Origin of the sequence: Serratia sp. ME47 (genome assembly GCF_903970925.1) — a bacterium.
In the GTDB taxonomy this organism is placed as follows: domain Bacteria; phylum Pseudomonadota; class Gammaproteobacteria; order Enterobacterales; family Enterobacteriaceae; genus Serratia; species Serratia ureilytica.
On sequence record NZ_CAJCKE010000038.1, the window covers coordinates 1 to 12,436 of the forward strand.

Sequence of the window (12,436 nt, forward strand, 5' to 3'; positions counted from 1 at the left end):
GAATTTGCCTGGCGGCAATAGCGCGGTGGTCCCACCTGACCCCATGCCGAACTCAGAAGTGAAACGCCGTAGCGCCGATGGTAGTGTGGGGTCTCCCCATGCGAGAGTAGGACACTGCCAGGCATTAAATAAACGTTATCAGTGTGACGACTGGTAATGCGCAAATCGCAAAGCGCGATATTGCCGGTATCGAAAGATACAACGTAAAAGAATCGGTGGAGCGGTAGTTCAGTTGGTTAGAATACCTGCCTGTCACGCAGGGGGTCGCGGGTTCGAGCCCCGTCCGTTCCGCCACTTATTTAATTATGCCTGCTTTTTTAGCAGGCATAATGTTAAGCGAGATTTAGGGGCGTAGCTCAGTTGGTAGAGCACCGGTCTCCAAAACCGGGTGTCGCGAGTTCGAGTCTCTCCGCCCCTGCCATATTAAGAACCCTTTGCGAAAGCAAAGGGTTTTTTTTTACCTATTATCCCTTCCCTTGGAGCATTCCCGCTTTGGAAAAGAGCGCATTAGCTGCTCTATGCTGATGTCTATCTGATCCGAGTTGCCTTATGATCTTTCGATCTTTACCTCCGCCGACCTCCTGATTCTCCTACCATTTTGCATTTTCTTCTCTCAGAAGGCGATGGGCGGTTTTTGGCATGATAGACAGCCATGACCACGGCGGCGGCTTTTAAGGCCGCCATAGCGCTTTAGGCTGCGGTATTTAAAGGTATTTTAAGTAATTGCCGAATCAAAGGCTGTTGATCGCTGTTTTGCAACCAGACGGCATACAGTGGGCGAACAATCGGCGGGATCTCGGCGGCGGCAAGCAACTGCGGATACTCTTTTTCCCACTGGCTGGGCAGGAAAGCGCATCCGCCTGTGGTTTCCAGCAACTGACGCGTCAGGTGTGCCGAGGTGGTCGTGAGTACCGGCACGTTATCACCTTCCAACATGCGGTTTTCCTGTTGGTGGAAGTCGGCCCCCCATTCCAGCTTGATGTACGGCATGGGGGATTGCTTGTCACGACGCGCGGATGAGAACAGGCGTAATGAGAAATTGCCCAGCTGCTGGCTGGCCAGTTCGTCCATCTTTGGCGGCTCAGTGGTGATCAGTAAATCGAGCTGCCTTTCATGCAGTTGCTTTACCAAAGAGTGCCTTAAGGCCACCCTGGCTTCGAGCTGCAGCGCCTCTCTTTGTTGATAGAGAGACTGCAACCAGGGGGTCAAATAAGCCTCCCACAACGAGGCAGTCGCGCCGATCGACAGCTCGGTATGTTGCAGTGAACGCACGACCTCTTTCTTCGCCAACTGCCAGGTGTTCATCAGGCTTTCGGCATAGGGCAGAAGCCGCTCGCCGGCAGGCGTCAGGCGGATGTTATTGCGATGGCGGGTAAATAAATTTGCGCCCAACTGGTTTTCTAACTGACGGATGCGGAAACTGACCGCGGACTGCGTTAAGTACAAAGATTCTGCGGCTCTGCCAAAGTGACGCGTTCTACTGACCTCCAAAAAGGTTTTCAGTAATTCGGTATCCACACCTATCTCCAAAAAAATTTGTCGTTAAGATTAAAATGTTTTGTTTTACACGCTGTCAAGCCTATCTAATACTCCGCGCCATAAACAGCACGGCCATAAGAGAATTAGGAGCGTGTCAGATGGCGGATAGCTTCACCACGACCAATCGTTTTTTTGATAATAAACATTACCCTCGCGGGTTCTCCCGTCACGGCGATTTCACCATTAAAGAGGCGCAATTGCTAGAGCGCTTCGGCTACGCGTTTAACGAGCTGGACTCGGGTAAACGCCAGCCGGCCACTGAAGAAGAACAGCTGTTCGTCGCAGTGTGCCGCGGTGAGCGCGAAGCGGCTACCGAGCAGGAAAAAGTATGGGCTAAATATCTGGCGCGCACACGTCGCCCGAAGAAATTCCATACGCTGTCCGGCGGTAAGCCGCAGGCTGACGCAGTAGAAGATTACAGCGACAGCGAAGACTAAAGACGATGGGGCCTTCGGGCCCCATTTTCTATTCCAGACTACGATGCAGTTGTAACAGCAGACGGTCCATACTGCGATAGCTCAGCGCTTCGCTGAGGTGGCGCCTGTCGATCTCGGCATCCCCCGCCAAATCCGCCAGCGTGCGCGCCACTTTCAAGATGCGCTGCCAGGCGCGGACCGATAACCCCAACGCGTTTAATGTCGCTTCCAAAAACTCGGCGTCTGCCGCCTGCAACACGCAATCCCGTTCCACTTCACGGTTGTTTAACAGCGCGTTGATTTTACCGGCGCGTTCGAGCTGCCGGGTGCGTGCCTGTCGCACTCTTTCCCGCACCTGCTCGCTGCTTTCTCCCTGAGTTTGCCGCTTACTGAGCGTACCTGGAGGTAACAGCGGCACTTCGATAGACAGATCGAAACGATCGAGAAAAGGCCCTGACAGCCGGGCCAGGTAGCGCAGCACCTGCTGCGGCGAGGCGCGATTATGCATACCCTGGTAATGCCCGGTTGGGCTGGGATTCATCGCCGCGATCAATTGCACCTTGGCCGGGAAGCAGACCTTGGCGTTGGCACGTGAAATCACGATCTCGCCGGATTCCAACGGTTCACGCAGCGCATCCAGCACCTTACGCTCGAATTCCGGCAGCTCATCCAGAAACAGCACGCCGTTATGCGCCAAAGATATCTCACCCGGGCGCGGCAGTGCGCCGCCGCCGACCAACGCCGCCATCGATGCGCTGTGATGCGGTGCGCGAAATGGCCTCTGGCGCCATGGCAAAGCGGTGAGAACAGGATGCTGCAAGCTGGCGACCGCCAGGCTTTCCAGCGCCTCAGGTTCCGTCAGCGGCGGCAGTAAGCCCGTCAGTCGGCTGGCCAGCATGGTTTTACCGGTGCCAGGCGGCCCAATCAGCAGCAGGTTATGCCCGCCGGCGGCGGCGATCTCTAATGCCCGCTTGGCCTGCTCTTGGCCGATGATGTCGCGCAGATCGGCGTTTTCATGCGGGTTGTCTGCCGCGGGAGGCGTGATGGCTACCGGCAGCTCGCCCTGACCGAGCAAAAAGGCACAGACCTCCAACAGGTGTTGGGCAGTATGGGATTGTGACTGCGCAATCAGGCCGACCTCGGCGGCGTTGTCCGTGGAGAGGACCAATTGTCGTCCGGCGTCAGCCGCCGCCAGCGCCGCCGGGATGGCGCCTCTGACCGCGCGCAGCGCGCCGGACAGCGCCAGTTCGCCAAGAAACTCGTAGCGTGCCAACGGTGCGAGGGGTAGTTGCTCGGAGGCGGCGAGGATCGCCAGCGCAATCGGCAGATCGTAGCGCCCGCCTTCTTTCGGCAGATCGGCCGGTGCCAAATTGACGGTGATGCGGCGGGCGGGAAAGGTGAAACCGTTGTTGATCAGGGCGCTGCGCACCCGATCGCGCGCCTCTTTTACCGTGGTTTCCGGCAGGCCAACCAGCGTCAGGCCGGGCAGGCCATTGCTGATATGCACCTCTACCGTTACGGAAGGGGCCTGAACGCCGATGATGGCGCGGCTATAGATTACCGCCAGTGACATATCGCTCTCCTTGCTGAGGGCAGCATGATGCGCGATTTATCCAGGTGCCGCGCGGCGTTCTTGGCATTTTTTCTATGAAACTCGCAGCATAATCACTGATTTTCATCGAATTGAACGAAATTGTGCGAACCGCCTCGCAGCCTATGGCAATACCCATTAACAATTCGCTGAAGCCTGCAACACATTAGCGGCCTGTACGCATTGCAGCCATAGGCTTGATGGGTGTATTTAACAATTGATTAAAAGAAAAATCACTTCTTTAACACACTCCGACCGCCGCCGCAGTCTGCCCGGCAGCCGCTAAATCTCCTGACTTCGTACTCTACGGTAGGGATAACACTATGTTTGGTTGGACCCCGCTGCAACGCAATGCGGCAATCGCCAGTTTTTCAAGCTGGACGCTCGACGCTTTCGATTTTTTCGTGCTGGTATTCTTACTCAGCGACATCGCACAATCCTTTCACGTCGGCCTGGAACAGGTCACGTTGGCGATTCTGCTCACGCTGGCGGTGCGGCCGATCGGCGCGCTGATCTTCGGGCGCGCTGCGGAAAAATATGGCCGCAAACCGATCCTGATGCTGAATATCGTCTTCTTCTCGGTGTTTGAGCTGCTCTCCGCCGCCGCGCCCTCGCTGACGGTCTTCTTGCTGTTACGAGTGTTGTACGGCGTCGCGATGGGCGGTATCTGGGGCGTGGCGTCATCATTGGCGATGGAAACCATACCGGACCGCTCGCGCGGCTTGATGTCGGGCATTTTCCAGGCCGGCTATCCGTTCGGTTATCTGCTGGCGGCGGTGGTGTACGGCCTGCTGTTCGAAACGGTCGGCTGGCGCGGCATGTTCGTCATCGGCGCGGCGCCGATCCTGCTGCTGCCGTTTATTTATTATTGCGTGCAGGAGTCGCCGGTGTGGCTGGCGGCGCGTGAACGTAAAGAAAGCAGCGCCTTGCTGCCGGTGTTGAAGAGCCACTGGAAGCTGTGCTGCTATCTGGTGCTGCTGATGGCGGCGTTCAATTTCTTCTCTCACGGCACGCAGGATCTGTATCCGGTATTTCTGAAAGTTCAGCATGGTTTCGATCCGAAAACCGTCAGTATCATCGCCATTAGCTACAATATCGCGTCAATTATCGGCGGCGTTTTCTTCGGTTCGTTATCGGAAAAAATCGGCCGCAAAAAAGCGATTATCATCGCCGCATTGTTGGCGTTACCGGTGATCCCGCTGTGGGCGTTTTCCAGCGGTTCGCTGATGCTCGGGATCGGCGCTTTCCTGATGCAATTCATGGTGCAGGGCGCCTGGGGCGTGGTGCCGACCTACCTGACCGAGCTGGTACCGGCCAATACCCGCGCGGTGCTGCCGGGGTTCGTGTATCAGCTGGGCAACCTGATCGCTTCGGTCAACGCCACGCTGCAAGCCACCCTCGCCGAGCATCATGGGCATAATTACGGCCTGGCGATGGCCATGGTTGCCGGGACGGTGGCGGTGGCGATCGCTCTGTTGGTGTTCTTCGGCAAGGATACACGCGGCAAGGCCATCACCGGCGCGGTGAAAAATCCAGGTATGCGCGCCAACGTGTGAAATCCGGGCGATTCGCGTGAGGTATGACCAGATTGCGCCGAATAATAACGCAAAAAAAGTGTTGTCATGTCGCGCGCGGCTGTGGTACCTCTGTAAGCATTAGTTCTGAATGAGCACAGTGAACAAACCCATTATGAAAGCCTTTGCCCAAGTGATTAGCCTAGTCGTGATTAGCGTGGTGGTGATTATTATCCCACCGTGCGGGGCTGCACTTGGACGAAGAAAGGCTTAGCAAACAAGCCGGAATCGCAAGAGAACCCCCGCACCGTCAGGTCCGGGGGTTTTTTATTGGCAAGAGAAAAGTGGAGCAAGGGGCAGAGCATGAAAAACAGAAAAAAATCCTGCGGTTGTCGAAGTAAGGCGGGGAAATAACTATGAATGGCGCTCAGTGGGTAGTTCAAGCGTTGCGTGCGCAGGGTGTGGATACCGTATTCGGCTATCCGGGCGGGGCAATCATGCCGGTGTACGATGCGCTGTACGACGGCGGCGTGGAACACCTGCTGTGCCGCCATGAACAGGGCGCCGCCATGGCCGCCATCGGTTACGCCCGCGCCACCGGCAAAGTCGGTGTCTGTATCGCCACTTCCGGTCCCGGTGCCACCAACCTGATCACCGGGCTGGCGGATGCGCTGCTCGATTCCGTTCCCGTTGTCGCCATCACCGGTCAGGTGGGGTCCGCGCTGATCGGCACCGATGCCTTTCAGGAGATCGATGTTCTCGGCCTGTCTCTGGCCTGCACCAAGCACAGCTTCCTGGTGGAATCGCTGGATGCCTTGCCGGGCATCATGGCGGAAGCTTTCGCCATCGCCGCCGGCGGCCGTCCTGGTCCGGTGCTGATCGATATCCCGAAAGACATCCAGCTGGCGCAAGGCGACCTGCATCCGCATTTGATGCCGGTCGATGAAGCGCCGGCGTTACCGACGGCGGCGTTGGCCGAGGCGGCTGAGCTGCTGGCGCAGGCGCATAAACCGATGCTGTACGTCGGCGGCGGCGTGGGCATGGCGCAGGCGGTGCCGGCGCTGCGCGAGTTCATCGCCGTGACCCGCATGCCGAACGTCGCCACCCTGAAGGGGCTGGGCGCGCCGGATGCGCAAGATCCGCTGTACCTCGGCATGCTGGGCATGCACGGCACCAAGGCCGCTAACCTGGCGGTGCAGGAGTGCGATCTGCTGATCGCCGTCGGCGCGCGTTTCGATGACCGCGTGACCGGCAAGCTGAACGCCTTCGCGCCGCACGCCAAAGTGATCCACATGGACATCGACCCGGCGGAGATGAGCAAGCTGCGCCAGGCGCATGTCGCCCTGCAGGGCGATCTGAAAGCGTTGCTGCCGGCGTTGCAGCGCCCGCTGAACATCGCCGCCTGGCGGCAACGGGTGACGGCGCTGAAAGCCGATCACGCCTGCCGCTACGATCATCCCGGCCAGCCGATTTACGCGCCGCTGTTCTTGCGCCAGCTGTCCGCCCGCAAGCCGGCCAACAGCGTGGTGACCACCGACGTCGGTCAGCACCAGATGTGGAGCGCGCAGCACATGACGTTCGAGCGCCCGGAGAATTTCATCACCTCCAGTGGCCTCGGCACCATGGGGTTCGGCGTGCCGGCGGCGGTCGGGGCCCAGATCGCGCGTCCGCAAGATACGGTGATCTGCGTCTCGGGCGATGGCTCCTTCATGATGAACGTGCAAGAACTGGGCACCATTAAGCGCAAACAGCTGCCGCTGAAGATCGTGCTGCTGGACAACCAGCGCCTCGGAATGGTGCGCCAATGGCAGCAGCTGTTCTTCGACGGCCGCTACAGCGAAACCAACCTGTCCGATAACCCCGACTTCCTGATGCTGGCCGCCGCCTTCGGTATTCCCGGCCAGCGCATCAGCCGCAAGGATCAGGTGGAGGGCGCGCTCGAGGCGCTGTTCAACACCGAAGGCCCTTATCTGCTGCAGGTCTCTATCGACGAACTCGAAAACGTCTGGCCGCTGGTGCCGCCGGGCGCCGGCAACGAAACCATGTTGGAGGAAATATCATGATGCAGCATCAACTCTCGATCCAGGCGCGTTTTCGCCCCGAAATGTTAGAGCGCGTATTGCGGGTCGTGCGTCATCGCGGCTTTCAGGTTTGTGCTATGAATATGGTTTCCCCGGCCAACGCCGACAGCATCAATATCGAATTGACCGTTGCCAGCCCGCGTCCGGTCGCCCTGTTGTCATCTCAATTAAGCAAACTGATGGACGTCTCCTGCGTCGAGATCCAGCAGCCAACATCACAACAAATACGCGCCTGAGGCGCCGAGAAGGATAAATAACAATGACAAAGAAAGCCGATTACATTTGGTTCAATGGTGAGATGGTTCCTTGGGCCGAGGCCAAAGTGCACGTGATGTCGCACGCGTTGCATTACGGCACGTCGGTGTTTGAAGGCGTACGCTGCTATGACTCGCACTTGGGGCCGGTGGTATTCCGTCATCGCGAGCATATGCAGCGCTTGCACGATTCGGCGAAAATCTACCGCATGCCGGTGTCGCAAAGCGTCGACGAGCTGATGGAAGCCTGCCGCGCTACGCTGCGCAAGAACAACCTGGTCAGCGCGTACATTCGTCCGCTGGTGTTCGTCGGCGATGTCGGCATGGGCGTCAACCCGCCGGCCGGTTATAAAACGGACGTGATTATCGCGGCGTTTCCTTGGGGCGCTTATTTGGGTGAAGAAGCGCTGGATCAAGGCATCGATGCGATGGTCTCCTCCTGGCACCGCGTCGCACCAAACACGATCCCCACTGCGGCCAAGGCCGGCGGCAACTATCTTTCCTCCCTGCTGGTGGGCAGCGAAGCGCGCCGCCACGGCTATCAGGAAGGCATCGCGCTCGACGTGCACGGCTACATTTCCGAAGGGGCGGGCGAGAACCTGTTTGAAGTGAAAGACGGCGTGCTCTATACCCCGCCGTTCACCTCGTCGGCGCTGCCGGGCATCACCCGCGACGCGATCATCAAGCTGGCGAAAGACATGGGCTTCGACGTGCGCGAGCAGGTGCTGTCGCGCGAATCGCTGTACCTGGCCGACGAAGTGTTCATGTCCGGCACCGCGGCGGAAATCACGCCGGTGCGCAGCGTGGACGGCATTCAGGTCGGCATCGGCAAATGCGGCCCGGTGACCAAACAGATCCAACAGGCGTTCTTCGGCCTGTTCAGCGGCAAGACCGAAGACAAATACGGGTGGCTGGATCCGGTAAACCCGTAACGACAAGGCTCGCCGCGCAGCGTGGCGGACGACAAGACAGACAAGATAAGAAATATCCAGGCGGTTCGTTCGCCGCCTGCCATAAATACATTTGGAGTGAAAAGAGCATGCCTAAGTACCGTTCCGCCACCACCACCCACGGCCGCAATATGGCGGGTGCCCGCGCATTGTGGCGCGCGACCGGGATGACCGACGCCGATTTCGGCAAGCCGATCATCGCCGTGGTCAACTCCTTTACCCAGTTCGTGCCGGGCCACGTGCATCTGCGCGATCTGGGCAAACTGGTCGCCGAACAGATCGAGGCTTCAGGCGGCGTGGCCAAAGAGTTCAACACCATCGCGGTGGATGACGGCATCGCCATGGGCCACGGCGGCATGCTCTATTCCCTGCCGTCGCGCGAGCTGATCGCCGACTCGGTCGAATACATGGTGAACGCCCACTGCGCCGACGCAATGGTGTGCATCTCCAACTGCGACAAAATCACCCCGGGCATGCTGATGGCGGCGTTGCGCCTGAACATCCCGGTGATCTTCGTTTCCGGCGGCCCGATGGAAGCCGGCAAAACCAAACTCTCCAACCAGATCATCAAGCTGGATCTGGTGGACGCGATGATCCAGGGCGCGAACCCGAACGTCAGCGACGCCGACAGCGAGCAGATCGAGCGTTCCGCCTGCCCGACCTGCGGTTCCTGCTCCGGCATGTTCACCGCCAACTCGATGAATTGCCTGACCGAAGCGCTGGGCCTGTCGCAGCCGGGCAACGGTTCGCTGCTGGCCACCCACGCCGATCGCAAGGAACTGTTCCTCAACGCCGGCAAGCGCATCGTCGAGCTGACCAAACGTTATTACGAGCAGGATGACGAAAGCGCGCTGCCGCGCAATATCGCCAACAAGGCGGCGTTCGAAAACGCCATGACGCTGGATATCGCCATGGGCGGTTCAACCAACACCGTGCTGCACCTGCTGGCTTCGGCGCAGGAAGGCGAGGTGGACTTCACCATGGAAGACATCGATCGTCTGTCGCGCAAAGTGCCGCACCTGTGCAAGGTGGCACCGAGCACGCAGAAATATCACATGGAAGACGTGCACCGCGCCGGCGGCGTGATCGGCATCCTCGGCGAGTTGGATCGCGCCGGCTTGCTGAACCGCGAGGTGAACAACGTATTGGGGCTGACCCTGCCGCAGACGCTGGAAGCCTACGACGTGATGCTGACCCGCGACGAAAGCGTCAAGAAAATGTACTCCGCCGGGCCGGCCGGTATCCGCACCACGCAGGCATTCTCCCAGGATTGCCGTTGGGATTCGCTGGACACCGACCGCAAGGAAGGCTGCATCCGTACCCGTGAGCACGCTTACAGTCAGGACGGCGGGTTGGCGGTGCTGTACGGCAACCTGGCGGAAAACGGCTGCATCGTCAAAACCGCCGGCGTCGACAAGGAAATCCTCACCTTCCGCGGCCCGGCCAAAGTGTATGAAAGCCAGGACGACGCGGTAGAAGCGATCCTCGGCGGCAAAGTGGTAGCGGGCGACGTAGTGGTGATTCGCTACGAAGGGCCGAAAGGCGGGCCGGGCATGCAGGAAATGCTTTACCCAACCACCTACCTGAAATCGATGGGGCTGGGCAAGGCGTGCGCGCTGATCACCGACGGGCGTTTCTCCGGCGGCACCTCCGGGTTGTCCATCGGCCACGCTTCGCCGGAAGCGGCTAACGGCGGCCTGATCGCCCTGGTGCAGGACGGCGACATGATCGCGATCGACATTCCTCATCGCGGCATCCAGCTGGATGTCAGCGAGCAGGAGTTGGCGGCGCGGCATGAGGCGGAACTGGCGCGCGGCGACGCGGCCTGGACGCCGAAAAACCGTGAACGTCAGGTGTCCTTCGCGCTGCGCGCCTACGCCTCGTTGGCCACCAGCGCCGACAAAGGCGCGGTGCGCGACAAGAGCAAACTGGGGGGATAAGCAGCATGGCGGTCTCTCAACCCCTACCCAGCGCCCCCTGCGGCGCGGAATATCTGCGAGCGGTACTGCGCTCGCCGGTTTACGAGGTGGCGCAAGTCACCCCGTTGCAGGCCATGAGCAAAATCTCTTCGCGCCTCGGCAACACCATTTTGGTGAAGCGCGAAGATCGCCAGCCGGTGCACAGCTTCAAGCTGCGCGGGGCCTATGCGATGATCGCCGGGCTGGACGAAGAGCAGAAGGCGCGCGGCGTCGTGACGGCTTCAGCCGGCAACCACGCGCAGGGCGTCGCCTTCTCCGGTAAACGGCTGGGGATCAAAACGCTGATCGTGATGCCGGTGTCCACCGCGGACATCAAGGTGGATGCGGTGCGCGGCTTCGGCGGTGAAGTGTTGCTGCACGGCGCCAATTTCGACGAGGCAAAAGCGAAGGCGATCGAGCTTTCCCAACAGCAGGGCATGACCTTTGTGCCGCCGTTCGATCATCCGACGGTGATCGCCGGGCAGGGCACGCTGGCGATGGAGCTGCTGCAGCAAGACGCGCATCTGGATCGGGTTTTCGTGCCGGTCGGCGGCGGCGGCTTGGCCGCCGGGGTGGCGGTGCTGATCAAACAGCTGATGCCGCAGATCAAAGTGATCGGCGTCGAAGCGGAAGACTCCGCCTGCCTGCGCGCGGCGCTGGATGCCGGCCATCCGGTGGATCTGGCGCGCGTCGGGCTGTTCGCCGAAGGCGTGGCGGTGAAACGCATCGGCGACGAAACGTTCCGCCTGTGCCGTGAGTATCTGGACGACGTGATCACCGTGGACAGCGACGCCATCTGCGCGGCGGTCAAAGATCTGTTCGAGGACGTGCGCGCCATCGCCGAACCTTCCGGCGCGCTGGCGCTGGCGGGGCTGAAAAAGTACGTCCAGCAGCACAACATTCAGGGCGAGCGTCTGGCGCACGTGCTGTCCGGCGCCAACCTCAACTTCCACGGGCTGCGCTACGTTTCCGAGCGCTGCGAACTGGGCGAACAACGCGAAGCGCTGCTGGCGGTGACCATTCCGGAACAACAGGGCAGCTTCCTCAAGTTCTGCCAACTGCTGGGCGGGCGCTCGGTGACCGAATTCAACTACCGCTACGCCGATGCCGACAACGCCTGCATTTTCGTCGGCGTGCGTCTGACGCGCGGCCACGCCGAACGACGGGAGATCATCGACGAACTCAACGCCGGCGGTTATCAGGTGGTGGATCTGTCGGACGATGAGATGGCCAAGCTGCACGTGCGCTACATGGTGGGCGGGCGTCCGTCGAAGCCGCTGCGCGAACGGCTGTACAGCTTTGAGTTTCCGGAGTCGCCGGGCGCGCTGCTGAAGTTCCTGCAAACGCTGGGCACGCACTGGAACATCTCGCTGTTCCACTATCGCAGCCACGGCACCGACTTCGGCCGGGTGCTGGCGGCCTTTGAACTGGCGCAAAGCGAGCCGGAATTCGAGCGGCACCTGCAGGCGCTGGGCTACGATTGCCACGACGAAACCGACAACCCGGCGTTCCGCTTCTTTTTGCAGGGGTGAGTCCGGTGGGTTTATCCGACCGGTTGTCCCGTTTAGCGGTAGAAGGCCGGGAAATGGAAAGCCAAATCGCGGCGCGCGATCGTGCGCTTTTCGCCGGCGTGGATGCGCAGCTCGAGCAGCATTTCCTGACGCCGGGCCAGCGGCTGTCACCACCGGGCGTCGGCAACGTCATGCTGCTGATGGTGTGCCTGATGCTGGGCCTGGCGGGCGTGATGGGTCTGGTCACGGATGTGGCGGCCGCCTGGAGCGGCAAGACCTCCGCCGCCGTGTTGATGGGCAGCGGCGCGATCGTGGCGGTGTGGATGACGCTGATCCTGTTCCAACTGGTGCAGGGTAAAAACAGTGGGGTGGTATTGCTGCAATATTACCTTGGCATGCTCGGTCTGTGTTGCCTCGGCGGCGCGGCGGCGTGGGCGGCGGGCATGACCGGCATCGCCACCGGCGCCCTGCTGCTGGGGGGCGCGGTTGGCGGGGCGCTGTTCAGCAACCGGGCGGCGTTCTACCTGTATGTCGCCTATTTCCGCACGCGTCGGCGCGTGTTTATCAAACGCCGTTGGCAGAGGGAAGATCTGCGCAATACCCGATAAACCGTCAGAACGGA

General features: G+C 60.2%; 11 protein-coding genes, 2 tRNA genes and 1 rRNA gene. 12 read left to right on the forward strand and 2 right to left on the reverse strand.

The genetic code is table 11. The features are described 5' to 3' along the window. Positions 1–7 precede the first annotated feature (7 nt). From rrf to H7A77_RS23435, 3 genes are all read left to right on the forward strand, one after another. Positions 8–123: ribosomal RNA gene (gene rrf, locus H7A77_RS23425) — 5S ribosomal RNA — on the forward strand. 94 nt (positions 124–217) lie between these two features. Next, a tRNA-Asp gene (locus H7A77_RS23430) sits at positions 218–294 on the forward strand. Between the two features lie 51 nt (positions 295–345). Further along, a tRNA-Trp gene (locus tag H7A77_RS23435) sits at positions 346–421 on the forward strand. A gap of 269 nt (positions 422–690) precedes the next feature. On the opposite strand, the gene hdfR is transcribed toward H7A77_RS23435, so the two are convergent. Then, positions 691–1,518, reverse strand: a complete 828-nt coding sequence (gene hdfR / locus H7A77_RS23440; protein WP_033645382.1) for an HTH-type transcriptional regulator HdfR — start codon at positions 1,516–1,518, stop codon at positions 691–693. A gap of 119 nt (positions 1,519–1,637) precedes the next feature. Between hdfR and H7A77_RS23445 the strand changes: the two genes are divergently transcribed. Continuing rightward, positions 1,638–1,976, forward strand: a complete 339-nt coding sequence (locus H7A77_RS23445; RefSeq protein WP_004929946.1) for a DUF413 domain-containing protein — start codon at positions 1,638–1,640, stop codon at positions 1,974–1,976. A 28-nt stretch (positions 1,977–2,004) separates the two neighbouring features. On the opposite strand, the gene H7A77_RS23450 is transcribed toward H7A77_RS23445, so the two are convergent. Then, entirely contained in the window at positions 2,005–3,528 is a 1,524-nt protein-coding gene (locus tag H7A77_RS23450; protein WP_033652691.1) for a YifB family Mg chelatase-like AAA ATPase, read from the reverse strand. A 341-nt stretch (positions 3,529–3,869) separates the two neighbouring features. On the opposite strand from H7A77_RS23450, the gene H7A77_RS23455 reads away from it, so the two are divergent. The 8 genes from H7A77_RS23455 (at position 3,870) to H7A77_RS23490 (ending at position 12,422) form a co-directional block, all read left to right on the forward strand. Beyond that, complete coding sequence (locus tag H7A77_RS23455) at positions 3,870–5,102, forward strand: MFS transporter (protein ID WP_033645380.1); 1,233 nt, start codon at positions 3,870–3,872, stop codon at positions 5,100–5,102. A gap of 133 nt (positions 5,103–5,235) precedes the next feature. Continuing rightward, entirely contained in the window at positions 5,236–5,334 is a 99-nt protein-coding gene (ilvL, locus tag H7A77_RS23460; protein ID WP_013814970.1) for an ilv operon leader peptide, read from the forward strand. Positions 5,335–5,476: 142 nt separating this feature from the next. Then, the gene (gene ilvG / locus H7A77_RS23465) at positions 5,477–7,123 is read left to right on the forward strand and encodes an acetolactate synthase 2 catalytic subunit (protein ID WP_033645379.1); all 1,647 of its coding nucleotides are present in this window, start codon (positions 5,477–5,479) and stop codon (positions 7,121–7,123) included. Continuing rightward, positions 7,120–7,377 (forward strand): acetolactate synthase 2 small subunit, encoded by a 258-nt coding sequence (ilvM, locus tag H7A77_RS23470; RefSeq protein ID WP_004929955.1) that lies wholly within the window; start codon positions 7,120–7,122, stop codon positions 7,375–7,377. The genes ilvG and ilvM overlap by 4 nt, the downstream gene beginning before the upstream one ends. A 23-nt stretch (positions 7,378–7,400) precedes the next feature. Beyond that, positions 7,401–8,327, forward strand: a complete 927-nt coding sequence (locus H7A77_RS23475; RefSeq protein ID WP_033645378.1) for a branched-chain amino acid transaminase — start codon at positions 7,401–7,403, stop codon at positions 8,325–8,327. A 107-nt stretch (positions 8,328–8,434) separates the two neighbouring features. Then, the gene (ilvD, locus tag H7A77_RS23480) at positions 8,435–10,285 is read left to right on the forward strand and encodes a dihydroxy-acid dehydratase (RefSeq protein ID WP_015379395.1); all 1,851 of its coding nucleotides are present in this window, start codon (positions 8,435–8,437) and stop codon (positions 10,283–10,285) included. Positions 10,286–10,290: 5 nt separating this feature from the next. Further along, positions 10,291–11,835 (forward strand): threonine ammonia-lyase, biosynthetic, encoded by a 1,545-nt coding sequence (gene ilvA, locus H7A77_RS23485; protein ID WP_016930473.1) that lies wholly within the window; start codon positions 10,291–10,293, stop codon positions 11,833–11,835. Positions 11,836–11,888: 53 nt separating this feature from the next. Further along, positions 11,889–12,422, forward strand: a complete 534-nt coding sequence (locus tag H7A77_RS23490) for a hypothetical protein (protein ID WP_046687959.1) — start codon at positions 11,889–11,891, stop codon at positions 12,420–12,422. The last annotated feature ends 14 nt before the right edge of the window (positions 12,423–12,436 follow it).

Bases quoted from the DNA above. Each gene is read 5' to 3' on its own strand.
- H7A77_RS23475 (WP_033645378.1), top strand. From the start codon at position 7,401: ATGACAAAGAAAGCCGATTACATTTGGTTCAATGGTGAGATGGTTCCT.
- ilvD (WP_015379395.1), top strand. From the start codon at position 8,435: ATGCCTAAGTACCGTTCCGCCACCACCACCCACGGCCGCAATATGGCG.
- H7A77_RS23455 (WP_033645380.1), top strand. From the start codon at position 3,870: ATGTTTGGTTGGACCCCGCTGCAACGCAATGCGGCAATCGCCAGTTTT.
- ilvA (WP_016930473.1), top strand. From the start codon at position 10,291: ATGGCGGTCTCTCAACCCCTACCCAGCGCCCCCTGCGGCGCGGAATAT.
- H7A77_RS23490 (WP_046687959.1), top strand. From the start codon at position 11,889: ATGGAAAGCCAAATCGCGGCGCGCGATCGTGCGCTTTTCGCCGGCGTG.
- H7A77_RS23450 (WP_033652691.1), bottom strand. From the start codon at position 3,528: ATGTCACTGGCGGTAATCTATAGCCGCGCCATCATCGGCGTTCAGGCC.
- ilvG (WP_033645379.1), top strand. From the start codon at position 5,477: ATGAATGGCGCTCAGTGGGTAGTTCAAGCGTTGCGTGCGCAGGGTGTG.
- ilvL (WP_013814970.1), top strand. From the start codon at position 5,236: ATGAAAGCCTTTGCCCAAGTGATTAGCCTAGTCGTGATTAGCGTGGTG.
- ilvM (WP_004929955.1), top strand. From the start codon at position 7,120: ATGATGCAGCATCAACTCTCGATCCAGGCGCGTTTTCGCCCCGAAATG.
- H7A77_RS23445 (WP_004929946.1), top strand. From the start codon at position 1,638: ATGGCGGATAGCTTCACCACGACCAATCGTTTTTTTGATAATAAACAT.